Origin of the sequence: Streptomyces sp. NPDC015130, assembly GCF_043080005.1 — a bacterium.
GTDB lineage: Bacteria > Actinomycetota > Actinomycetes > Streptomycetales > Streptomycetaceae > Streptomyces.
In genome coordinates this window covers 1-21,214 of sequence record NZ_JBIBVC010000007.1, presented here as the reverse complement: position 1 = coordinate 21,214, position 21,214 = coordinate 1, and the positions used below count along the sequence as shown (strand labels likewise).

Annotated in this window: 23 protein-coding genes; 5 read left to right on the top strand and 18 right to left on the bottom strand. The window is 72.5% G+C overall.

Translation table 11 applies throughout. The features are described from left to right. Window positions 1–5 precede the first annotated feature (5 nt). The 6 genes from kdpB to ACF08F_RS16255 form a co-directional block, all read right to left on the bottom strand. On the bottom strand, window positions 6–2,111 hold the full coding sequence (gene kdpB, locus ACF08F_RS16280) for a potassium-transporting ATPase subunit KdpB (RefSeq protein ID WP_392299147.1): 2,106 nt from the start codon (window positions 2,109–2,111) through the stop codon (window positions 6–8). After that, a complete protein-coding gene (kdpA, locus tag ACF08F_RS16275; protein WP_392299146.1) occupies window positions 2,108–3,772 on the bottom strand; it encodes a potassium-transporting ATPase subunit KdpA in 1,665 nt (554 codons plus the stop codon). The genes kdpB and kdpA overlap by 4 nt, the downstream gene beginning before the upstream one ends. Before the next feature lie 8 nt (window positions 3,773–3,780). Beyond that, entirely contained in the window at window positions 3,781–3,870 is a 90-nt protein-coding gene (gene kdpF / locus ACF08F_RS16270; RefSeq protein ID WP_037673713.1) for a K(+)-transporting ATPase subunit F, read from the bottom strand. Continuing rightward, complete coding sequence (locus tag ACF08F_RS16265) at window positions 3,867–3,995, bottom strand: hypothetical protein (RefSeq protein ID WP_392299145.1); 129 nt, start codon at window positions 3,993–3,995, stop codon at window positions 3,867–3,869. The genes kdpF and ACF08F_RS16265 overlap by 4 nt, the downstream gene beginning before the upstream one ends. A 186-nt stretch (window positions 3,996–4,181) precedes the next feature. Then, the gene (gene lysA / locus ACF08F_RS16260; protein WP_392299144.1) at window positions 4,182–5,540 is read right to left on the bottom strand and encodes a diaminopimelate decarboxylase; all 1,359 of its coding nucleotides are present in this window, start codon (window positions 5,538–5,540) and stop codon (window positions 4,182–4,184) included. Between the two features lie 14 nt (window positions 5,541–5,554). Further along, window positions 5,555–5,923, bottom strand: coding sequence for an SAV_915 family protein (locus ACF08F_RS16255; RefSeq protein WP_392299143.1), 369 nt, complete (start codon window positions 5,921–5,923; stop codon window positions 5,555–5,557). A 225-nt stretch (window positions 5,924–6,148) separates the two neighbouring features. Between ACF08F_RS16255 and ACF08F_RS16250 the strand changes: the two genes are divergently transcribed. Continuing rightward, a complete protein-coding gene (locus ACF08F_RS16250) occupies window positions 6,149–6,604 on the top strand; it encodes a tellurite resistance TerB family protein (protein ID WP_392299142.1) in 456 nt (151 codons plus the stop codon). 45 nt (window positions 6,605–6,649) lie between these two features. On the opposite strand, the gene ACF08F_RS16245 is transcribed toward ACF08F_RS16250, so the two are convergent. From ACF08F_RS16245 to ACF08F_RS16225, 5 genes are all read right to left on the bottom strand, one after another. Beyond that, window positions 6,650–7,582: a M56 family metallopeptidase gene (locus ACF08F_RS16245; protein ID WP_392299141.1), complete on the bottom strand. Its 933-nt coding sequence runs from the start codon at window positions 7,580–7,582 to the stop codon at window positions 6,650–6,652. A 7-nt stretch (window positions 7,583–7,589) separates the two neighbouring features. Next, the gene (locus tag ACF08F_RS16240) at window positions 7,590–8,072 is read right to left on the bottom strand and encodes a BlaI/MecI/CopY family transcriptional regulator (protein ID WP_392299140.1); all 483 of its coding nucleotides are present in this window, start codon (window positions 8,070–8,072) and stop codon (window positions 7,590–7,592) included. A gap of 233 nt (window positions 8,073–8,305) precedes the next feature. Beyond that, window positions 8,306–9,235 (bottom strand): glutaminase, encoded by a 930-nt coding sequence (locus tag ACF08F_RS16235; protein ID WP_392299139.1) that lies wholly within the window; start codon window positions 9,233–9,235, stop codon window positions 8,306–8,308. Window positions 9,236–9,263: 28 nt separating this feature from the next. Next, window positions 9,264–10,514 carry a hypothetical protein gene (locus tag ACF08F_RS16230; protein ID WP_392299138.1) on the bottom strand — a complete coding sequence of 417 codons (1,251 nt, stop codon included), beginning with the start codon at window positions 10,512–10,514 and terminating at the stop codon, window positions 9,264–9,266. A gap of 114 nt (window positions 10,515–10,628) precedes the next feature. Beyond that, on the bottom strand, window positions 10,629–12,296 hold the full coding sequence (locus ACF08F_RS16225) for an MFS transporter (RefSeq protein ID WP_392299137.1): 1,668 nt from the start codon (window positions 12,294–12,296) through the stop codon (window positions 10,629–10,631). 136 nt (window positions 12,297–12,432) lie between these two features. Between ACF08F_RS16225 and ACF08F_RS16220 the strand changes: the two genes are divergently transcribed. After that, entirely contained in the window at window positions 12,433–13,173 is a 741-nt protein-coding gene (locus tag ACF08F_RS16220) for a TetR/AcrR family transcriptional regulator C-terminal domain-containing protein (protein WP_392299136.1), read from the top strand. A gap of 81 nt (window positions 13,174–13,254) precedes the next feature. Here ACF08F_RS16220 and ACF08F_RS16215 read toward each other — a convergent pair whose 3' ends face one another. From ACF08F_RS16215 to ACF08F_RS16200, 4 genes are all read right to left on the bottom strand, one after another. Further along, window positions 13,255–14,703: an MFS transporter gene (locus ACF08F_RS16215; protein ID WP_392299519.1), complete on the bottom strand. Its 1,449-nt coding sequence runs from the start codon at window positions 14,701–14,703 to the stop codon at window positions 13,255–13,257. Between the two features lie 114 nt (window positions 14,704–14,817). Continuing rightward, complete coding sequence (locus tag ACF08F_RS16210; protein WP_392299135.1) at window positions 14,818–15,264, bottom strand: ArsR/SmtB family transcription factor; 447 nt, start codon at window positions 15,262–15,264, stop codon at window positions 14,818–14,820. 89 nt (window positions 15,265–15,353) lie between these two features. After that, window positions 15,354–15,560 (bottom strand): cold-shock protein, encoded by a 207-nt coding sequence (locus ACF08F_RS16205; protein ID WP_392299134.1) that lies wholly within the window; start codon window positions 15,558–15,560, stop codon window positions 15,354–15,356. A 264-nt stretch (window positions 15,561–15,824) separates the two neighbouring features. After that, a complete protein-coding gene (locus ACF08F_RS16200) occupies window positions 15,825–16,418 on the bottom strand; it encodes a TetR family transcriptional regulator (protein ID WP_392299133.1) in 594 nt (197 codons plus the stop codon). Window positions 16,419–16,740: 322 nt separating this feature from the next. Here ACF08F_RS16200 and ACF08F_RS16195 point away from each other — a divergent pair, with 322 nt between their 5' ends. After that, the gene (locus tag ACF08F_RS16195; RefSeq protein ID WP_392299132.1) at window positions 16,741–17,391 is read left to right on the top strand and encodes a ScbR family autoregulator-binding transcription factor; all 651 of its coding nucleotides are present in this window, start codon (window positions 16,741–16,743) and stop codon (window positions 17,389–17,391) included. 7 nt (window positions 17,392–17,398) lie between these two features. Here the strand turns inward: ACF08F_RS16195 and ACF08F_RS16190 are convergent, their stop codons facing one another. The 3 genes from ACF08F_RS16190 to ACF08F_RS16180 form a co-directional block, all read right to left on the bottom strand. Next, window positions 17,399–18,163 carry an SDR family oxidoreductase gene (locus ACF08F_RS16190; protein WP_392299131.1) on the bottom strand — a complete coding sequence of 255 codons (765 nt, stop codon included), beginning with the start codon at window positions 18,161–18,163 and terminating at the stop codon, window positions 17,399–17,401. A gap of 70 nt (window positions 18,164–18,233) precedes the next feature. Then, window positions 18,234–19,199, bottom strand: coding sequence for an NAD-dependent epimerase/dehydratase family protein (locus ACF08F_RS16185; protein WP_392299130.1), 966 nt, complete (start codon window positions 19,197–19,199; stop codon window positions 18,234–18,236). 14 nt (window positions 19,200–19,213) lie between these two features. Further along, on the bottom strand, window positions 19,214–20,140 hold the full coding sequence (locus ACF08F_RS16180) for a ScbA/BarX family gamma-butyrolactone biosynthesis protein (RefSeq protein ID WP_392299129.1): 927 nt from the start codon (window positions 20,138–20,140) through the stop codon (window positions 19,214–19,216). Window positions 20,141–20,295: 155 nt separating this feature from the next. On the opposite strand from ACF08F_RS16180, the gene ACF08F_RS16175 reads away from it, so the two are divergent. Both ACF08F_RS16175 and ACF08F_RS16170 read left to right on the top strand, forming a co-directional pair. Beyond that, entirely contained in the window at window positions 20,296–20,955 is a 660-nt protein-coding gene (locus ACF08F_RS16175; RefSeq protein ID WP_392299128.1) for a ScbR family autoregulator-binding transcription factor, read from the top strand. 152 nt (window positions 20,956–21,107) lie between these two features. Continuing rightward, window positions 21,108–21,214, top strand: a 107-nt coding sequence (locus tag ACF08F_RS16170; RefSeq protein WP_146250805.1) for an acyl-CoA dehydrogenase family protein, incomplete at its 3' end; no start/stop codon positions are given.

The following is a 21,214-nucleotide window of genomic DNA, read 5'->3' as shown; positions in this document are numbered from 1 at the left end:
ATCGGTCAGCCGATTCCGGGGATGAGGGTGAGGAGCATGTCGATGAGCTTGATGCCGAGGAACGGGGCGACGAGGCCGCCGAGTCCGTAGACCCCGAGGTTGCGGCGGAGCATCGAGTCGGCGCTGGACGGCCGGTAGCGGACGCCCTTCAACGCCAGCGGCACGAGGGCGACGATGATCAGGGCGTTGAAGATGACCGCCGAGAGGATCGCGGACTCGGGCGAGGCCAGGCCCATGATGTTGAGCTTGTCGAGGGACGGGTAGGCGACGGCGAACATGGCGGGGATGATCGCGAAGTACTTGGCCACGTCGTTGGCGATCGAGAAGGTCGTCAGAGCGCCTCGGGTGATGAGGAGTTGCTTGCCGATCTCGACGATCTCGATGAGCTTGGTCGGGTCGGAGTCGAGGTCGACCATGTTGCCGGCCTCCTTCGCGGCCGACGTGCCCGTGTTCATCGCGACGCCGACGTCGGCCTGGGCCAGGGCGGGGGCGTCGTTGGTGCCGTCGCCGGTCATCGCGACGAGCTTGCCGCCGGCCTGCTCGCGCTTGATGAGGGCCATCTTGTCCTCGGGGGTGGCCTCGGCGAGGAAGTCGTCGACACCCGCCTCCTCGGCGATGGCCTTCGCGGTCAGCGGGTTGTCGCCCGTGATCATGACCGTCCTGATGCCCATGCGGCGCAGTTCGTCGAACCGCTCCCGCATGCCCTCCTTGACCACGTCCTTCAGGTGGATGACGCCGAGGACGCGCGCGCCCCTGCCGTCCTCCACGGCCACGAGGAGCGGGGTGCCGCCGGCCTCGGAGATCCGGTCCGTGAGCGCCTGCGCGTCCTCGGCGACGGTGCCGCCCTGCTCCCGCACCCAGGCGACGACCGAACCCGTCGCACCCTTGCGGATCTTCCGGCCCTCGACGTCCACACCCGACATCCGGGTCTGGGCGGTGAACTCGATCCACCCGGCGCCGGCGAGCTCGCCCTGGTGGCGCTCCCGGAGGCCGTACCGCTCCTTGGCGAGGACCACGATCGAGCGGCCCTCGGGCGTCTCGTCGGCGAGGGAGGACAGCTGGGCCGCGTCGGCCAGTTCGGCCTCCGTCGTCCCGGCGACCGGGGCGAACTCGGCGGCCTGGCGGTTGCCGAGGGTAATCGTGCCCGTCTTGTCGAGCAGCAGCGTCGACACGTCTCCGGCCGCCTCCACGGCACGGCCGGACATCGCGAGGACGTTCCGCTGCACGAGCCGGTCCATGCCCGCGATGCCGATCGCGGAGAGCAGCGCGCCGATCGTCGTGGGGATCAGGCACACCAGCAGGGCCGTGAGGACGATGAGCGAGGTCTGCTCGTCGGCGCCCGCGTAGATCGCGAACGGCTTGAGCGTCACGACCGCGAGCAGGAAGACGATCGTGAGGGAGGCGAGCAGGATGTTGAGGGCGATCTCGTTGGGGGTCTTCTGCCGGGCCGCGCCCTCGACCAGGTTGATCATCCGGTCGATGAAGGTCTCGCCGGGCTTCGTCGTGATCTTCACGACGATCCTGTCCGACAGCACCTTCGTCCCGCCCGTCACCGCGCACCGGTCGCCGCCGGACTCGCGGATGACGGGGGCGGACTCTCCGGTGATGGCGGACTCGTCGACGGAGGCGACGCCCTCGACGACGTCACCGTCACCGGGGATGACGTCGCCTGCCTCGCAGACCACCAGGTCGCCGATGCGCAGCTCGGTGCCGGGCACCTCCTCCTCGCCCGTCTTCGTCAGGCGGCGGGCGACGGTGTCGGTCTTGGCCCTGCGCAGGGTGTCCGCCTGGGCCTTGCCGCGGCCCTCGGCGACCGCCTCCGCCAGGTTGGCGAAGACCGTGGTCAGCCACAGCCACGCGGTGATCGCCCAGCCGAACCAGTCGCCCGGGTTCGCGGCGGCGAGGGCGGTGGTGACGACGGAGCCGACGAGGACGACGAACATGACCGGGGACTTGACCATGACCCGGGGGTCGAGCTTGCGCAGCGCGTCCGGGAAGGACGTCACCAGCTGCTTCGGGTCGAACAGTCCGCCGCCGACGCGTCCGGCCCCGGCCGGTCCGTCGGTCGGCGCCTCCGGTCGCGGGGGCCGGGTGGGGGTGATGGTGCTCATGCTGCGAGCCCTTCGGCGAGCGGTCCCAGCGCGAGGGCCGGGAAGTAGGTGAGACCGGTGATGATCATGATCGTGCCGACCAGGAGGCCCGTGAACAGCGGCTTCTCGGTCCGGAGCGTGCCGGCCGTCTCGGGCACCGGCGTCTGCTCGGCGAGCGAGCCGGCCAGGGCGAGGACGAAAGCCATCGGCAGGAAGCGGCCGAGGAGCATCGCGATGCCGATGGTCGAGTTGAACCACTGTGTGTCGGCGTTGAGGCCCGCGAACGCGGAGCCGTTGTTGTTGGCGCCGGAGGTGTAGGCGTACAGGATCTCGGAGAAGCCGTGCGCGCCGGAGTTCGTCATCGAGTTCGCCGGGGTGTCCAGGGCCATCGCGGCGGCGGTGAAGCCGAGGACGAGCGCCGGGGTGATCAGGATGTAGCAGGCAGCGAACGTGATCTGGCGGGTGCCGATCTTCTTGCCCAGGTACTCGGGGGTGCGGCCGACCATCAGACCGGCGATGAACACGGCGATGACCGCCATGATCAGCATGCCGTAGAGGCCGGAGCCGACACCGCCGGGCGCGATCTCGCCGAGCTGCATGCCCAGCATCGTGATGCCGCCGCCGAATCCGGTGTACGAGGAGTGGAAGGAGTTCACCGCACCGGTGGAGGTGAGCGTGGTCGCCACGGCGAAGATCGACGAGCCGCCGATCCCGAACCGGGTCTCCTTGCCCTCCATCGCCCCACCGGCGAGGTCGAACGCCGGGCCGTTGTGGGCGAACTCGGTCCACATCATCAGGCCCGTGAAGGCGAGCCAGATGGTGGCCATCGTGCCGAGGATCGCGTACCCCTGCCGGAGCGAGCCGACCATGCGGCCGAAGGTCCGGGTCAGGGCGAACGGGATGAGCAGGATCAGGTAGACCTCGAAGAGGTTGGAGAGGCCGTCGGGGTTCTCGAAGGGGTGGGCCGAGTTGGCGTTGAAGTAGCCGCCGCCGTTCGTACCCAGCTCCTTGACGACCTCCTGCGAGGCCACCGCACCGCCGTTCCACTGCTGGGTGCCGCCGGTGAACTGGCCGACCTCGTGGATGCCCGAGAAGTTCTGGATCGCGCCGCAGGCGACGAGCACCAGCGCACCGATCACGGAGATCGGGAGCAGGATGCGGACCGTGCCGCGGACCAGGTCGGCCCAGAAGTTGCCCAGCTCGCCGGTGCGGGACCGGGCGAAGCCGCGCACCAGGGCCACCGCGACCGCGATGCCGACGGCCGCGGAGACGAAGTTCTGCACCGCGAGGCCGCCGGTCTGCACGACGTGGCCCATGGCCTGCTCGCCGTAGTAAGACTGCCAGTTGGTGTTCGCCACGAACGAGGCGGCCGTGTTGAACGCCTGGTCCGGGTCGATGGAGACGAAGCCGAGCGAGCCGGGCAGCGAGCCCTGGACCCGCTGGAGCAGGTAGAGGAAGAGGACGCTCACCGCGGAGAACGCGAGGACGCCGCGCAGGTACGCGGGCCAGCGCATCTCGACGTTCGGGTTCGCGCCGATGGCCTTGTAGATCCACTTCTCGGGGCGGTGGTGCTTCTCCGAGGAGTAGACCCGCGCCATGTGGTCGCCCAGCGGGCGGTACGAGAGGCCCAGCGCGACGATCAGGGCGAGGAGCTGGAGGACCCCAGCAAGGACGGGACTCATCTCCGTACTCAGAACCTCTCCGGCTTGACGAGCGCGAGGACGAGATAACCGAGGAGGGCGGCGGCGACCAGCAGCCCGACGATGTTCTCGGCGGTCACAGCTTGGCCACCCCCTTGGCGATGAAGGCCACCAGCGCGAAGACCGCGAGCGTGGTGACGACGAAGGCCACGTCGGCCATCGTGAGCTCCTGAGTGAAGAACGGATTCTCTGACGAGATGAGCAAACCCCTGTTCAGACGGGGTGCGGCCGCCGTTAACGCCCCCCATACGCCCCGCGGCGCGCTCTTGACGCGTCCCCTACGCGCCGCGGCCTTCCCGATACGCGCCCGCGGCTTTCCCGATCCGCGCCGCGGCTTTCCCGAGCGACGGACGCGGGCCTGTGCGCGCCGGCGCGGGTCGGCGCGCGCGTCTCAGAGGCCGACGTCGCGGGCCCGGAGGTCGGCCAGGGTCTCCCGGCGGACGAGGAGCCGGGCACGTCCGTCGCGGACGGCGACCACCGGAGGACGGCCCACGAGGTTGTACGGGGAGGCCATCGACAGGTGGTACGCGCCCGCCACCGGCAGGGCGAGGAGGTCCCCGGGGCGGGTGTCGGCGGGCAGCGGGACGTCCTCGGCCAGGATGTCGCCGGCCTCGCAGTGGCGGCCGACGACCGTCACGCGCTCGGGCCCGGTGGCCGAGCCGCGGCCGACCAGGCGGGGCGCGTACCGCACGCCGTACAGCGCGGGGCGCGGGTTGTCGCTCATCCCGCCGTCCACGGCCACGAAGGTGCGGCCGGGTGTGCGCTTCACCGCGAGGACCCGGTAGACCGCGACCCCGGCGGGGCCGACGACCGCCCGCCCCGGTTCGACGACGAGGCGGGGGACGGGGAGCCCGGCCGCCGCGCAGCTCGCGGCGAGTTCGGCGCGCACCCTCCGCGCGAGGGCGGTGAGGTCGAGGGCGGGCTCGCCGGGGCGGTAGGCGATGCCGTGGCCGCCGCCGAGGTCGAGCTCGGGGAGCGTGACCCCGTGGGCGTCTCGGACCCGGGCCAAGAGGCCGACGAGTCGGCGCACGGCCAGCAGGTACGGCTTGACGTCGGTGATCTGCGAGCCCAGGTGGCAGTGGATCCCGGTCAGTTCGAGACGCGGCTGGCCGAGGACCCGGGCGATGGCGTGCTGGGCGTGGCCGTCCCGGACGGAGAGGCCGAACTTCTGGTCGTCCGAGCCGGTGCGGATCTTCCGGTGGCCCCCCGCGCTGATGCCCGGGGTCACCCGGACCATGACCTTCTGCCGGCCTCCGGTGCCGACCGCCGCGGCGATCCGGGCGATCTCGGCGGGGCTGTCGATGACGATCCGGCCCACACCGAGGCGGAGCGCGGTCGCCAGGTCGTGCGGGGACTTGGCGTTGCCGTGGAGCAGGATCCGCTCCGGCGGGAAGCCGGCGGTGACGGCGAGCTCCAGTTCACCGGCGGAGCACACGTCGAGGCCGAGGCCCTCCTCCTCGACCCAGTGCGCCAGGGCGCGGCACAGGAAGGCCTTGGCCGCGTAGTGGATCTCGGCGCCGGGGAAGGCCGTGCGGTAGGTGCGGCAGCGCTCCCGGACCTCGGCCTCGTCGAGGACGTAGACGGGCGTGCCGTGGCCCTCGGCGATCTCGGTGAGCGGTACGCCTCCGACGAGGAGCTGTCCGTGGGGCAGCTCGGCGGTGGTGGCGGGCCAGACGGAGAGGGCGCCGGCTCCGGCGTCGGCGGGGCGGGGACCCGCGGGGGCCTGGGCGGGCAGGGGCAGGGTGGTCATCTCCGGGGTTCCCTTCAGCTCGCGAGCGCGGTGAGCGGGCGCGGCCCGGCCACGGGGGTGGTGGTGGAGGGGGCCGGCGTCGCCGTGGCGACCGGAGCCGGTGCGGTGAAGGCGGGGTCGATCCTCAGCTCGTGGACGCCCAGCGGCTCGGTGAGCGCGCGCAGCGCCGGTTCGGAGAGGAGGATCCACGGCTGGGCGGCTCCCAGGACCGTCCTCAGCCGTGCGGGATCGGTGAAAGCGACGGCGGTCCTGCCGCCGACCGGCGTCCGGAAGAGGCGGGTGGCCCAGCCGCCGGCGCTCGGCCGGACCGGGACGCAGAGCCGTCCGGCCGCCGGGGGCAGATCGAAGGGTTCGGCGTCGTCCCCGAACAGAGCGTCTGTCATCGGTTCCTCCCGAGGAACGGAACAGGGTCCCCGGCGCGGCGCCGAGGGGCTCTTCGACGCTATTCCCGGGGCCCGCCGGTCCCGGGTCTCCCCTGACGCGGCCCTGACGGATCGGGCCGTGACGCATACGCGTCGCTGACGCCGCGCACACCCGGGAACCTTCGCCCGCACCACCACGTTCTACAGAGGCGTAGAAACAACCGACGACGACTGGAGTGACGGAACATGGCCCTGTGGGACCGCATCAAGGAATCCGCATCGGGGATGCAGACCCAGCTGGTGGCGAGGAAGAACGACCTGAAGAGCGGCGCCTTCCGGGACGCGAGCATGGCGATGTGCGCGCTCGTGGCCGCCGCCGACGGGACGATCGACCCGTCCGAGCGCCGGCGGGTCGCCCAGCTCATCTCGACCAACGAGGTCCTGCAGAACTTCGACGCGACGGACCTCCAGCGCCGGTTCGACGAGAACCTGGACAAGCTGACGGCCGACTTCGACTTCGGCAGGGTCGGCGTGCTCCAGGAGATCGCCAAGGCGAGGAAGAAGCCCGCCGAGGCCCGCGCCGTCGTCCAGATAGGCATCGTCATCGGCGGCGCCGACGGCGACTTCGACAAGACGGAGCAGGCCGTCGTCCGCGAGGCCTGCTTCGCGCTCGGCCTGCCGCCGCACGAGTTCGATCTCTGAGGGGCCTCTTCCGGGTCGTGCCCGAGAAGTGGTCCGCGGCGGGGGCTACAGAGGGGTGACCGCGCGGAGGGTGAGGAAGAGGGCGACGGCCGAGTTCGCCGAGGAGAGGGCCGAGGCCGTCGCGCCGAAGGCGGCGACCCAGGCCGCGAGGCCGACGGCGGTGAAGAGCGGCGGCCAGGTGCGGGCCGCCGGGGCGGGGCGCAGCAGCGCCGCCACCCGGCGGGGCACGGGGCCGGGGCCGGTGACCGCCGGGAGCAGTGGGGTGGTCGTGGGCGGGGCCAGGAGGGCGGCCGTGCCGATCGCCCGGGCCACGCAGCGGCGGCTGCCGACCGCCGCCGCGGCCTCCTCGTCGGCCCAGCGCTCGGCGGTGTAGGCGACGGCGGTACGGAGCGGGCGCAGGAACGGGTTGGCGTGGGCCGCCAGATGGACCGTCAGGAGGTGTCGGTGGTGGCGCCCCGCCAGGTGGGCCCGCTCGTGGGCGAACAGCGCCCTGCGTTCGCGGGAGGTCAGTCCGGCGAGCATGCCGGTGCTGACGACGACCCGGTCGCGGCGACGGCCGGGCAGTGCGTACGCGTAGGGGGCGCCGTCCGGCAGGACGGTCACGGAGGTCTCGGGCAGACCGGCGAGTGCGGCCTCGGCCCGTCGGCGCGCGCGGAACTGGCGCCGGACCGCCGCGGCGCAGGAGACGAGCACCGCGAGCAGGGCCGGGATCGCCACTCGGCCCGCCACCTCGTCGTAGGGCAGGGCTGCGCGCACCTCGGGGTCCGACCAGGCGTCGGGCAGCGGGTTGCCGGGCAGCTGGGCCGTGCCGACGATCATGAGCAGGCCGAGGCAGAGGGTGCTGCACACGGCGAGGACGCCGGCGACGACGGAGAGGAGACGCGTGGCGGTACGGGGATGGAGCCGGCTCTCGGCGAGCCGGGCGACGGGCCAGGCCGTGAGCGGGAGGACGAGCGGGAGGAAGACGAAGAACCCCATGGACGTGTCAGCCGGCTTCCCCGGAGGCATCCGAGGGGTCCGGGGGCGCGGCGGGGCCGGAGGGCGCGGCGGAGTCGGACGGCGCTGCAGGGTCGGAGGGCTCCGGGTCGGCGGCCAGGAGTTCACGGAGGAGCAGTTCGTCGTTCTTCGAGAGCGTGGTGACGAAGCTGGCGAGCACCGCCTGACGGTCCGCCTCCGCGTCCAGCACCTTGCGCATCCGGAGCGCGGCGAGCCCGGCCTCGTCTGACACGGCCGTCCAGACGAAGGAGCGCCCGGCGCGCTCGCGCTCCACGGCGCCCTTGCCGTGCAGCCGGGTCAGGATCGTGATCACCGTGGTGTAGGCGAGGTCGCCGCCGAGGCGCTCCTGCACCCAGGCCACGGGCACCGGTTCGGTGGCGCCCTTGAGCACGGAGAGGACGTGTGCCTCCAGCTTCCCCTGGCCGCGCCTGCTCGGCGAGGTGCCCGAATCGTTTCCGCTCCGGTCGATCATGCCGCCCCCTCCCTCCGGTCTCCGCCCGTACCCGCATCCGTACGCGCACGGTCATTTTAGGGCGTGTTGCGAAAGTAGCGCCGGCCGCCCGAAGGGCGGGCCCGACGGCGTCTGGTGCGTGCGATCGCAAGGCGGAGGGTCGCCCCGACACTGGATGTATCGGGGTGATCCCGATAACGCGGCGAGCGTGCGTGCCAGGCGCCGTCGGGCAGGCGGGACTTTCGCAACACGCCCTAGAAGACGGACAGGCCCGTGATGGTGGTGAAGCGGTCCAGGGCGGCCACTCCGGCGACCGAGTTGCCGCGGTCGTCGAGTCCCGGGCTCCAGACGCAGAGCGTGCAGCGGCCCGGGACGACGGCGATGATGGCGCCGCCCACGCCGCTCTTGCCGGGGAGCCCGACCCGGTAGGCGAAGTCGCCGGCCGCGTCGTAGGTGCCGCAGGTCATCATCACGGCGTTGACCTGCTTGGCCTGGCTGCGGGTGAGCAGGCGGGAGCCGTCGGCGCGGATGCCGTGCCGGGCGAGGAAGCCGGTGGCGACGGCGAGGTCGGCGCAGGACGCCTCGATCGCGCACTGCCGGAAGTACTCGCGGAGCAGGGTCGGCACGGGGGTGGTGATGTTGCCGTACGAGGCCATGAAGTGGGCGAGGGCGGCGTTGCGGTCGCCGTGGGCGGTCTCGGACGCGGCCACGTCCCGGTCGAAGTCGAGGTCCTGGTTGGTCGACTCGGCGCGCAGGAAGTCGCGGAGGCTGCCGGAGGCGTCTCCGGTCAGCCGGTGCAGCCGGTCGGTGACGACGAGGGCGCCGGCGTTGATGAAGGGGTTGCGGGGGATGCCGTGCTCGTACTCCAGCTGGACCAGCGAGTTGAAGGGGTTGCCCGAGGGTTCGCGGCCGACGTGCTCCCAGAGCTCCTCGCCTTCCCGGGACAGGGCGAGGGCGAGCGTGAAGACCTTGGTGACGGACTGGGTGGAGAAGGGCTGCTGCCACTCCCCCACCCCGTACACCGTGCCGTCGAGCTCCGCCACGGCCATCCCGAAGCGGTTCGGGTCGACGGCGGCGAGAGCCGGGATGTAGTCGGCGGGGCGGCCCCGGCCGGCGAGGCCCTCGATCTCCTCGCCGATGCGTTCGAGTACGGGCAGGAAGGACTGCCGGAAGGACTGGGCCATGAGCGCATTGTGCCGGGCCTCGGGCGGCTCAGTTCTCCGCCGTGTCGGGGACGCCGGTCTCCGGCGTCTCGTCGAGGGCGTACGGGTGGACGTACCGCGCGTCGTCGAAGGGCGTGAACCACGTGCCGAAGCCGATCGCCGCCCCGGCGGCACCGCGTCCGTCGGGGCCGTGGCCGTGGGCGCCGTGGCCGTGGGTGCCGTGGCCGTGGGTGCCGTCCTCCGCCCCGTCCTGGAGCCACGCGAAGTCCATGTCCTCGTAGACCTCCCCGGCGAAGCGCCCGAGGGCCGCCGCGACCTCCTCGTCCAGGAGTCCGTGCAGGTCGAGGGTGACGTGGGCCTGTTCGAGGAGGAGCTTCAGCACGAGCTCCTCGGCGAGGCAGCCGAGCCGCCGGAAGCTGCCGTCGGTGAACCGGGTGGTGAGGGCGATCGCGGTCACCAGGAAGCGGCGCGCGAAGAGCTCGTTGTACTGGTGGGCGTGGCGCGAGGGCAGCTGGTCCAGGTGCCACAGGTGCCCCTGGCACTCGGCGACGGTGGTGTCCTCCTCGGCGAGCGCCTGCACGTCGTCGTACAGCTCGTCGATGAGGACCTCCGCGCCGTAGACCAGCGAACCGGCGGCGAGTTCGGCGCTGCCGGGGCTGACCCGCGGGAGTTCGTCCCCCTCGCCCGGATGTCCCGGGCCTCCCGGACCTCCCGAGCCTTCGCCCACTTCCGCTGCCGGCCCCGCCCCCGGCTCCGTCCCCCACTCCGTCTCCGGCTCCGTGGCGCCGAAGACCGCCGGGCCGAAGGAGCGGAGCTGGGCCGCCAGCGTGCGGAACGCGGCTTCGTGGTCCTGCGCCTCCCGCTCCGCCTCGTCGGCGGTGTCGGGCTTCGCCGTGTGGTGGGCCCGGCGGGCCTGCGGGTCGCTGGGCGGGGCGCCGGGCCCGTCGGCCGCTTCGAGGCTCTCGCGCGCCGCGTCGGTGTGGAGCTGCACCTCGCTGCTCTCGACCGTCCACTCGGCCAGCAGCTCCGAGCGCTCCAGGACCTCCTCGCTCACGGAGCCGACCGCCTCCTCGGCGAACTCCAGTGACGGCGCCGCGACCATCACCTTCAGGATCGCCCCGCCCGGATGGACGGCCACGGCGACGTCGAACAGGTCCATCTCCATGCCGTCGGCGCCTTCGATCCCGGCCACCGACGCGAAGCCCTGCTCCAGCAGGGCGGTGGCTCCCACGCGGTGGAGCCCGTCCAGCTCCGGAGCACCCTCCGGAACGCGTATTTCCACGGTTACGACATAGGTCACGGACGAAAGCGTGCCAGGCGGGGGCGGGTGGACGCGGCTGTTCGCGGAAGCTTTTCGCCGTACGACGGGAGCCGGCGCCCCCGAGGGGGTACCGGCTCCGGTCGTCGGGGCGGATCAGATCGCGAGCCCGGACTTCTCCCTGCCCGCGGCGTCCTGACCGTCCTGCCCGTCCGTCCGGTCCGTCCCGTCCGCCTCGACCGTCCCGTCCGCCTCGACCGTCCCGTCCGCCTCGACCGTCCCGCCTGTCTCGGCCGTCCCGTCCGCCTCGGCCGCCTCGCCTGTCTCGGCCGCCTCGTCCGTCTTGGCCGCCTCGGCCTCACCGGCGGTCTTCCTGGTGTCCCGCATGACCAGGGTGGCGAGGACGGCGGCCGCGAGGACGCCGATCGCGCTGATCGTGAAGGTGGTGGACATCGAGGTGGTGAAGGCCTCGCGGGCCGATTCGATCATCACCGGGTCGCCCTTGGCGGCGGCCAGCGCCCCACCGATCGACTGCTTGGCCTGCTCGGGGGCGTCCGCCGGCATCTCACGGGAGAAGGTGCTGGTGAGGAGCGAGCCGAGGATCGCGATGCCGAGCGCGGTGCCGGCCTGCTGGATCGTGTCGTTCAGGGCGGAGCCGACGCCCGCCTTCTCCTCGGGGATGGTGCTCATCAGGGCGCCGACGGCGGCCGGCATCGCGAGGCCGGCGCCGAGGCCGAGCAGGCTCAGGGCGATGGCGGGGACGGTGAAGCCGGTGCCGGCGTCGACCGTGGTCAGCAGGGCGAAGGAACCGGCCATGACGAGCATGCCCGCGAGGATGAGGACGCGGTGGCCGACCTTGGCCGCGAGTCCGGCGCCGGCGCCGTTGCCGACGAGGGCGGCGACGGCGAGCGGGACGAAGGCGAGGCCCGCCTTGACCGGCGAGTAGCCGAGGACGAACTGCAGGTACTGGGTGAGGACGAGGAGCAGGCCGCCGTTGCCGATCTGCACGAGGGTCAGCGAGAGCGAACCGCCGCTGAAGTTGCGGTGCTTGAAGAGGACCAGCGGCACCATCGGCTCGGGGGTGACGTTCTCCCAGATCACGAAGCCGGCGAGGGCGACGACCGCGACGGCCAGGGTGACGAGCGAGCGGCCCTCGAAGGCGCCGTGCTGCGGGATCTCGATGATCCACCAGATCAGCGCGGTCATGCCGACGGCGGAGAGGATCGCGCCGAGCGGGTCGGGCTTCTGCCAGGGCCCCTTGGACTCCGGCATGAGGGTGAGGGCGGCGACGACCGCGAGGACGACGACCGGGACGTTGATGAAGAAGATCGACTGCCAGGAGAACCGGTCGATCAGGACCCCGCCGAGGACGGGGCTGCCGACGAGGCCGAGCATCGACACGGAACCCCAGGCCGCCATCGCCTTGGGCCGCTCGTCCTCGTCGAAGACGGTGATGAGGATGGAGAGCGTCGAGGGCATGATCAGCGCGCCGCCGATGCCCATCGTGATCCGCGCGGCGATGACCTCGCCGGGGCTGGTGCAGACCGTCGCGGCCAGTGACGCCGCGCCGAAGAGCAGCAGACCGATGACCATGATCTTCCGCCTGCCGAACCGGTCGCCGAGGCTTCCGGAGGTGAGGAGGAGTCCCGCGAAGACCAGGATGTAGGAGTCCAGGATCCACTGGATGTCCTGGGCGCTCGCGCCGATGTCCTCCGTCATCGAGGGGACCGCGACGGTCAGCGCCATGCTGTCGACCACCAGGACCAGGGTGCTGAGGCACAGCACGACCAGGATCCACCAGCGGCGTGGGTTGCGGGTATCCATCGGACTTCCCCCTCGACTTCCGTCTCTCGCTTGCCGATCTCCTTCGGTGCGAACACTGTACGCAGGCGCGCACAGTGTTCGCAACCCCATCACCTGTACGCTGGATGCGAACGCCGTACGCAGTGAAGGAGGGCCCATGGCCGCCAAGGCGCACCCCGTCCCGTCCGTGTGGACGCGGCAGCAGTCCGCACCCGATCAGCCCGCGCTCAGCCGCACCGCGATCGTCCGCGAGGCGGTCGTCATGCTGGACGCCGACGGCATCGAGGCGCTCAGCATGCGCAAGCTCGGCGCCCGTCTGAACGCCGGCGCCACCTCGCTCTACCGCCACGTCGCGACCAAGGACGAGCTCATGGAGCTCGCCGTGGACGAGGTCGCCGCCGAGATCACCGTCCCTCCGGCGGACGCCGCCCGCGGCGGAGCCGGCTGGCGCGCCGCCGCGACCGAGGCCGCGGGCTCGTTCCGCGCGACGGCCCTGCGCCACCCCTGGCTCTCGTCCGTCCTCGGCCAGGCGGGCCTCGCCTATCTGGGACCGAACCTGATGTCGTACTCGGAGCGGCTCGCCGCCCTCTTCACGGCGGCCGGCTTCCCGGAGCCGAGCCGGGCGATCGACACGCTCCTGTCGTACGTCATCGGGATGAGCACGACGGAGGCCGCCTGGCTCACCACGGTCGCCCGCTCCGGCGACACCGAGGGCGAGTTCATCGCTCGGCTGATGCCCGCCGCCCAGCAGGCCGCGGCCGGCCACGACCACCTCACCGAGGCGTACGCCGACGCCGCCGTCCATGCGCCCGTCGACCCCGTCGCACTCCGCGACACGAAGTTCGCCTACGGCCTGGACGTCGTCCTCGACGGCCTGGAGATGCGCCTCCCCCGCTGAGACCTGTCTCTAGGGCGTGTTGCGAAAGTAGCGCCGGCCGCCCGAAGGGCCGTCGGGCAGGCGGGACTTTCGCAACACGCCCTAGGCCGCCTCCCGGCGGGGCCAGCGGCGGTGGAGTTCGTCGATGTGGAAGTCGTGCGCGTGGCGGCCTCCGCCGCCCGCCGCCGTGAGGTGGGGGTGGCCCGCGGGGAGCTCGGGGTGGGTGTGTTCGAGCGCGGCCGGGTCGGTACGGGGCCACAGGCGGGCCGCGGCCAGGGCACCGAGCAGCGCGACCCCGGCGAGTACGGCGGCCGAGGTCGCGAGCCCGGCGCCCGCGGCGAGCCCGCCGGCCAGGGGGTAGGTGAGCAGCCAGCAGGCGTGCGAGAGGGAGAACCGGGCGGCGAAGGCGGCCGGCAGGTCGGCGCTCCGTGCGGAGCGCCGCAGCAGCCTGCCGCCGGGCGTCAGGATCGCCGAGGTCGCCGCGCCGAGGACCGCCCAGAGCACGAGCAGCGCGGGCCAGGACCACGGCCCGCCGCCCCACCCGGGCCCGGCTCCCGCCCCGGCTCCCGCTCCACCCCCGGCCCCGACCCCGACCCCTAGCGTGAGTCCGAGTGCGAGCGCCCCGAGGGCCGTGGGCAGGGCGAAGGCGGCGCGCAGCATGAGCGCCCGTTCCCCTGCGGGGCGGAGGAGGCACCCAAGTGGGCGCGGCCGGTCGGCGGGCGGGCCGTCCAGCAGGCGCGGGAGGAGGAGTGCCACCGTCATCGAGCCCGCGCCGTACGCGCCGAGCGCGAGCGGGACGTCACCGGGGGCGCGGCCGAGGGTGTCGCGGACCAGGACGACGGTGTTGACGAGGACCGTCGCGCCCGCCGCGGCCACCGCGAGGTCGAGGGCGAGCAGGGCCCGGAGGCGCGGGGTGCCGAGGAGGAGCCGCGTGCCGAAGGCGGCGCCGGCCCGGAGGCCTCCCGCGCGGGCGGCCGGCGCGGACGGGGGCAGGGCGGTCGCGCGGACCAGGAGGCCCGAGACGAGGAAGCCCGCGGCGGTGCCGGTGAAGAGCCGGTCGTACGGGACGAGGACGAGCAGCGCGGCGGCGAGCACCGGGCTGAGCAGGCTCTCCAGGTCGTAGGCGAGCCGGGAGAGGGAGAGCGCCCGGGTGTAGTCGCGCTCCTCGGGCAGCAGCTCGGGGATCGTCGCCTGGAAGGTCGGCGTGAAGGCGGCGGAGGCGGCCTGGAGGAGCAGGATCAGGACGTAGACCTGCCACACCTGGGTGACGAACGGCAGGGACAGGGCGACCCCGGCCCGTACGAGGTCCATGGTGACGAGCAGGGTCCGGCGGGGCAGCCGGCCGACGAGGGCGCCGACGACGGGGCCCATGCCGACGTACGCGGCCATCTTGATCGCGAGGGCGGTGCCGAGTACGGCGGAGGCGTCCGTCCCGGCGAGGTCGTAGGCGAGGAGGCTCAGCGCCACGGTCGCGAGGCCGGTGCCGACGAGGGCGACGACCTGGGCGGTGAAGAGGCGCCGGTAGGCGCGGTTGCGCAGCACGGACAGCATGAGGACGCCCCCGGGTCGGCCACGGCGGTCGGCGGACTTCTCCGTCTCCTCACCGTAGCCGACGTGTGCACAAGTGCGCACATGTTCACGTGAACGGGCCCCGGCGGAACGGCCTCAGTCGTGCCAGGGCTCGCCGCTCACCACGTGGTCGGCGCGGCTGATCGCCTCGACGACCAGCCGCTTCAGGTGCCCGTCCGGCATCGCGTACACGACACGGCGCCCGTCCTTGCGGGACTGCACAAGCCCGCCGAGGCGCAGCTTGGCCAGGTGCTGGCTCACGGCGGGGCGCGCGGCCCCGCACGCCTCGGTCAGGGCGCCGACGTCGGCCTCGCCGTGCGTGAGCAGCCAGAGGAGGTGGAGCCGGGTGGGGTCGGAGAGGAGCGCGAACACCTCGGCCGCCGCGGCGAGTTCCCGCGCCCCGGGCGTCCGCTCGTGCGGACGGGGGACGGCGCCGGCGACGGCCACGGCATCCGCCGTAGGACCGGTCGCGCGATCCGCCGCGGGATCCGTCGTGGGGTCTTCGGGGCCCGCGGTGTCTGGCGGGTCTGCGCGCTCGGACATGGGGTCATCGTAGGCAGCCCCGCGCACGGCACGGCCGGGCCTGTGCCCACGCACCGAACGCGGAGCCGCCGCTCGCCCGTCCGGGTGACTCAGAGACGCAGCTCCTTCGCCTCGAAGCGGCCGTCGCCGAGGACGAGGACGAAGGTGACCTGCTGGCCCTCGGAGACCGTCCGGACGTCCCCCTCGATGTCCTCCGCGTTGAACCAGACCTGCTCCTCGGAGCCCACGGGGACGACGAAGCCGTACCCGCCGAGACGGTTGAAGGAGTGCACGAACCCTTTGCTTCTGCCTTCCACGGCGGCCTCCCTGTCGTCGCCGGCGACATGTCTCTCAGCTGAGATCTACCCCGTCGCCCCGCGCTTCGCCCGTCACGGACATGGCCGGGCACTGCCGGGCGGCGCCACCGGTGGGCGACCGGGACGGTCCCGGTGTGCGGGCCGGCCCCGACCATCTCGTAGAATCTTCAACAGAGGCCCGCTGCCGGAGATCCCCCGTGTCCGGCAGCGGGCCTCGTCGACCTTCCGGGCCGCCCTCCCCACACCCGCCGCCGGGGCCGCGCCTCAGCGGCCGCCGGGGTACGCGGTACGTGCCGTGATCCGGGCGATGCGCCGCGCGGACTCCTCCGGGGAGGCCACCGGCTGGACGATGTGGCTGACCGTGAGCCGGACGATCGTCTCGACCGCGAGACCCCGCGACTCCTCGTCCACATCGGGCCAGGCCTCGGTCGCGTACGCGTCGAGCATCGTCATCGCCGTCCCGAAGACCGGCTCCGGTCGCGTGGTCAGATAGGCGAGGAGATCGTCCTCGCCGCCCCGCGCGGCCACCAGGACCCCCTTGATCAGGGGGTTGTCCGCGGCCTGCTGGAGCGCGTAGCCGACCCCGGCGGCGGCCGCGGCCTCCAGTTCGCCCCGGTGGGCGTCGAGTTCGCGCTGGATCCCGAGCAGGAAGCCCTCCAGCTCGCGCTGCACCAGGGCCTTGCCGATGGCCTCCTTCGAGCCGAACTCGTTGTAGAGCGTCTGGCGGCTGATCCCGGCTGCCCGCGCGATGGCGGTCATACGCAGCCCGCCCCAGCCCTCGGCTGCGACGAGGCGGTAGGCGGCGTCGAGCACCTGCTCGCGCAGCAGGGAACGGACGCTCTCGCGGAAACGTGTCATCGTGGCCCCACTTTATCCGTGGGAGCGCGACCGCCCGTCCGGACCGGAACGCCTGCCCGTACGCCGCCACCGACGGACCGACAAACCTTCCTCTCGGTTTGTTCACGAACCCCGCTCCGCGACCCGGCCCGCACCGGACACCCCTGCGGAGGGCTCGCCAACACCCGCCCGGGGTAGGCAAATCCGACAACCGGGATACGCCTTTGGACTACGACGAAACCTCGTAGAATACCAATCAGTCGGTTTGAGGTCGTCGGGTGGTTCGGTGTGACGGGGCGCAGGTCCGTGCCGCCGCGACGCATGGGTGCTACGGGAGCCGTGGGTGACCAAACAAGAGCGGGGAACACGAACGCGCGACGCGCTGATCCGGTCGGCGGCCGGGGAGTTCGATCTGCGCGGCTTCGCCCAGGCCACGCTGTCCGCGATCAGCGTGGGCGCCGGCGTCAGCCCCGGCGCGCTCCACTTCCACTTCGAGAACAAGGCGGCCGTCGCCGAGGCGGTCGAGGACGCGGCCTGTACGACACTGCGACGGACCGCCAGGATCGCCTACCGCCACCGGTCGGACGCCCTCCAGAACCTCGTCGACACCACGCACGCACTCGCCGGCCTGTTCCGCGAGGACATCGTCGTACGGGCCGGCTTCCGGCTCAGCTGCGCGAACGACTGCCGTACGGAGCTCAATCTGCGCCAGGAGTGGCAGAGCTGCGTGCAGCAGCGGCTCGCCGAGGCCGCCGACGAGGGCCTCCTCGCCACCGGCGGCCTGCGTCAGGTGGACCTCGCCCGCACGATCGTCGCCGCCACCATCGGGCTCGTGACCCTGTCCCAGGACAGCGGCGAGTGGCTCTCGCCCCACGCCGTCACCGGCTTATGGCGCACCCTGCTGCCCACCATGACCACCCCGGAGGCCCTCGCGGCCCTGGAACCGGCGGGCACGCCGGCCGTACTCCTCCGCTCCCTCACCCCGGTCGGCTGACCGTGGCTCAGAGCGCGCTTCCTCCCGTGGCGTCCACGTACTGGCCGGTGATCCAGCGGGCGTCGTCGGAGACGAGGAACCCCACGACGTCCGCGATGTCGGCCGGTGTCCCGAGCCGGTTGAAGACCGAGTAGGCGGCGAGGGCGGCGCTCGCCTCCGGTGTCGCCCTGCGGCGCGCGTTCATGTCCGTCGCCACGAAGCCGGGGGCGACCGCGTTGACCGTGATCCCCCGGGGCCCCAGCTCCTTGGCGAGGGCGAGCGTCATCGTGTCGACGGCGCCCTTCGTCATCGCGTACGTGACGGAGTCCGGGAAGGCGATCCGCGTCGCCGCCGAGGAGACGTTGACGATCCGGCCGCCGTCGCGCAGCCGGCCGAGACCCCGCTGGATCAGGAACAGCGGGGCCTTCACGTTGATCGCGAACAGCCGGTCGAAGACCTCGGTGGTCAGCTCGTGGATGCGGCCGGAGCCGCTGGCACCCGCGTTGTTCACGAGGATGTCGAAGCCGGGCTCCGCCCCGCACTCCGCGAGACCCGCGTCCAGCGCCGCGTAGAACGTGTCCACGGCGTCCGGCGCCTCCAGCTCCGCGCGGAAGGCGAAGGCCCGGCCGCCGTGCTCCTCGATGCGCCGCACGGTCTCGCGCGCGGCGTCGCCGTTGCTGCCGTAGTGCACCGCGACGAAGGCGCCGTCCCTCGCCAGGCGCTCCGCGATGCCTCGTCCGATGCCGCGGCTCGCACCCGTGACGATCGCGGTCCTGCCGGCCAGCGGGGACATGTCGGTGGTGCCTTCTTTCGGTTCGTCCCGCGGTCGTGCGGGGCGGTTCGGTCGGGGTTCGGGTCCTGCTTCAGGAAGGGTCGAGAAGATTCTGGTACCACCGCGCGTGGGCCGCGAACCCGGCGGTGAAGCCCGGTCCCGGGTCGCAGCCGAGTTCCCGCCACGGACGGTCGTCGGCGAACCAGTGGTCGGTGGCGAGCATGGCCAGGTGGTGCCGGCCGAAGGGATGACCGGCGAGCAGCTCGTGAGCCTCGGCGAGGTCCACCGCCGCGGCCCGGGACCGCCCCGCACGCCCGGCCAGGAGCGCCTCGCAGGGCGCGAGCAGTTCCGCCACCGGTACGGGCTCGGGGTGGTTGACGTAGTACGCGCCCGGCTCCGTCCGCGGCGAGAGCGCCGCACCGAGCAGGGCGCCCGCCAGGCTCTCCACGTCGATCAGGGAGTGCAGCGAGGCCCCGGCGTCGAGCGGGCCCGGCAGCAGTTCGAGCAGCCGGACCAGGCCGGGAACCAGCTGCCGGTCGCCGGAGCCGTACACGAGATGGGGTCGCAGGACGGCCCCGCCGGCCTCGACGACGTACCGCTCGCCTGCCGCCCGCGTACGGCTGGTCGCCGAGCCGGGAGCGAGCGGCAGGGAACCGGGGGCGGCGGCCCGGAAGGGTCCGCGGCCGTGGACGGAGGCGGTGCTCAGGGAGACGATCCGGGTCACGCCGGCGCGTACGGCCGCGTCGACGAGGGCGCGGGTGCCCTCGTCGTTGACGCTGCGGGCCAGCTCCTCGTCCCCGCCGATCGCCGAGGCGCAGTGGATCAGCACGTCGACGCCCTCGCAGGCCCGGCGCAGGGAGTCGGCGTCGCGGAGGTCACCCGTGACGGTCTCGGGAGCGGGCACGCGGTCGGGCGTCGTCCCGTACGTCGTCCCGGGCGACTGCGGGCGACGGGTGAGCAGCCGCAGTCGGCCGGGGTCCGGACGGACGGCGGCCAGCGCGGCGACCCGGCTCCCGACGAAGCCGGTCGTGCCGGTGATCAGTACGCGAGGCCCCACGGCGCCGGGCCCGCTCAACCCGCCAGCCGGCCGCGGAGGCCGCCTCCGGCGACCGCGAGGTCACGTGCCGGCGAGGTGAGCACGGAGCGGAAGACCTCGTGGCCGTCCTGCCGGCCGACGACCACGACGGGGGTCGTCGAGGGGTCCGAGGACGGCATGACGCGGGCCTCTATCCAGCAGGGGCTGTCGAGCTCGGCGTACCGCGAGAAGGAGGACTCCATGGCGACCGGCAGGAACGCGGTGCTCCCGGTCGTCAGCGTCGCCGCCTGACGGGCGGCCTCCAGGAGCACCATGCCCGGCACGTGGTCGTTCGGGCGGCGGAAGAGGGTGGTGTGTCCGGTGTTGATCCGCAGCTGCCACTGTCCGGGCCTGGCACCCACGCCGAGGACGACGTCCTTGGGGCTCTCGCGGCCGACCAGCTGCGGCGCCACGCCCTGTATGAGCGGGACCGGCCTGCCGAGCGCGGCCAGACGCTCGCCGCGGATCCGGCGGTACGCCCTGGCCGAGGTGCAGCGGGTCAGGGCGCTGCCGGTGGCGAGGTGCCGGCCGTCGCGCGTGAGCACCAGGGCGACGCGCATGTTCCGGATGCTGCCGCCGCGGCGGATCAGCTCGGAGCAGACGAGGTCGACGGTGACGTCCGAGGAGAGGCCGTCCACGGCGAGCGCCTCGGGGTCGGTGGTGTAGCCGAGACCCCACATGACGAACTGCTCGTCCAGGGGTACCCCCAGTTCGGCATGAGCGACGAGCATGGTGGCCTGGCGTATCGTCTCGGCCACCAGTACAGGGTCGTGCCGGTCCCCTGTCACCGGAGAGAAGAAGGGATGCGCAGCAGGCCAGCGGGCGGATACCGAGAACCGGTCTTCGGCCAGCCGCGTCCAGTCCGTGGGGAAGATGTCCGCGGGGTCGGCACGGTGGACGAACTCCCCGGGGACGCGCGTCATCGCTCCTCGCCACTCCTGGTCCATGGATCCCCCTTGCGTCCTACACCCCTGAGCGGATGTGTCCGCCAAACATAGAATACGTACAGTCCGGTTTTCTTTTCAACGCATCACGTCACACGGTGAGCACAGACAGCGAGACAGCAGGAGGCGGCGCCTTGGCGCAGCAAGCGCGTGCAATCAAGACCCGACGGGCGATTCTGGAGGCGGCCGCCACGGTCTTCGCCGAGCGCGGCTACGAGCGGACGACCATCGGCGAGATCCTGGTGCGCGCCGGGGTGACCAAGGGAGCTCTGTATTTCCACTTCGCTTCCAAGGAAGACCTCGCCCTGGGTGTGCTGGACGCCCAGATGCTCGACGAGCCGATGTCCCCGCAGCCGATCAAGCTCCAGGAGCTCGCGGACCAGGCCTTTCTGCTCGGCCACCGGCTTCAGCGCGACCCGCTCGTCCGGGCGAGCGTCGCGCTGGCCCTGGACAGCGGTGCCACCGGGGTCGACCGGGCCGCGCCCTTCACGGCGTGGATCGACCAGGTGACGGAGATCCTGACGGTCGCGAGGACCAGGGGCGAGATCCTGAGCCACGTGGACGTGTCCGACGTGGCCGAGCTCTTCTCGGGCGCATACGCCGGCATCCAGACGATGTCCCAGATCCTGCGCAATCGCAACGACTTGAACCACCGGGTCTCGGTGCTGCTCAAGTACCTCCTGCCGAGCATCTGCACGCCGGCGCTGCTGACGGGTCTCCAGTTGAACGAGGACCGCGCCGACCAGCTGGCCGCGGAGTACGACGCGAGCCAGCGGCGCCGCGAGGAGCAGTAGGGCTCGCGTCCACACTCCGTCGAACAAAACCGACCACACGGTCTCATGATCGCCCCGACGCGGAACAGCGTCGGGGCGCTCTGGCGTCATGGCACTGAGTGTGTTTTGCTGAGGGTACTCAGTGCCACAAGCGTCTAGGGGAGCTCCACATCATGGGCAAGGACTTCGACCTGTATCGGCCCTCCGAGGAGCACGACATGCTCCGTGAGTCGGTGCGTGCGCTGGCGGAGGCGAAGATCGTTCCGTTCGCGGCGGCGGT

What these genes read in the sequence shown, in the direction of transcription:
- ACF08F_RS16240 (WP_392299140.1), bottom strand. Translation starts at nt 8,072, where the DNA reads ATGATCGACCGGAGCGGAAACGATTCGGGCACCTCGCCGAGCAGGCGC.
- ACF08F_RS16245 (WP_392299141.1), bottom strand. Translation starts at nt 7,582, where the DNA reads ATGGGGTTCTTCGTCTTCCTCCCGCTCGTCCTCCCGCTCACGGCCTGG.
- ACF08F_RS16210 (WP_392299135.1), bottom strand. Translation starts at nt 15,264, where the DNA reads ATGTCCGAGCGCGCAGACCCGCCAGACACCGCGGGCCCCGAAGACCCC.
- kdpB (WP_392299147.1), bottom strand. Translation starts at nt 2,111, where the DNA reads ATGAGCACCATCACCCCCACCCGGCCCCCGCGACCGGAGGCGCCGACC.
- ACF08F_RS16215 (WP_392299519.1), bottom strand. Translation starts at nt 14,703, where the DNA reads ATGCTGTCCGTGCTGCGCAACCGCGCCTACCGGCGCCTCTTCACCGCC.
- ACF08F_RS16190 (WP_392299131.1), bottom strand. Translation starts at nt 18,163, where the DNA reads ATGTCCCCGCTGGCCGGCAGGACCGCGATCGTCACGGGTGCGAGCCGC.
- lysA (WP_392299144.1), bottom strand. Translation starts at nt 5,540, where the DNA reads ATGACCACCCTGCCCCTGCCCGCCCAGGCCCCCGCGGGTCCCCGCCCC.
- ACF08F_RS16200 (WP_392299133.1), bottom strand. Translation starts at nt 16,418, where the DNA reads ATGACACGTTTCCGCGAGAGCGTCCGTTCCCTGCTGCGCGAGCAGGTG.
- kdpA (WP_392299146.1), bottom strand. Translation starts at nt 3,772, where the DNA reads ATGAGTCCCGTCCTTGCTGGGGTCCTCCAGCTCCTCGCCCTGATCGTC.
- ACF08F_RS16225 (WP_392299137.1), bottom strand. Translation starts at nt 12,296, where the DNA reads ATGGATACCCGCAACCCACGCCGCTGGTGGATCCTGGTCGTGCTGTGC.
- ACF08F_RS16180 (WP_392299129.1), bottom strand. Translation starts at nt 20,140, where the DNA reads ATGACGCGCGTCCCCGGGGAGTTCGTCCACCGTGCCGACCCCGCGGAC.
- ACF08F_RS16220 (WP_392299136.1), top strand. Translation starts at nt 12,433, where the DNA reads ATGGCCGCCAAGGCGCACCCCGTCCCGTCCGTGTGGACGCGGCAGCAG.
- ACF08F_RS16255 (WP_392299143.1), bottom strand. Translation starts at nt 5,923, where the DNA reads ATGACAGACGCTCTGTTCGGGGACGACGCCGAACCCTTCGATCTGCCC.
- ACF08F_RS16250 (WP_392299142.1), top strand. Translation starts at nt 6,149, where the DNA reads ATGGCCCTGTGGGACCGCATCAAGGAATCCGCATCGGGGATGCAGACC.
- ACF08F_RS16235 (WP_392299139.1), bottom strand. Translation starts at nt 9,235, where the DNA reads ATGGCCCAGTCCTTCCGGCAGTCCTTCCTGCCCGTACTCGAACGCATC.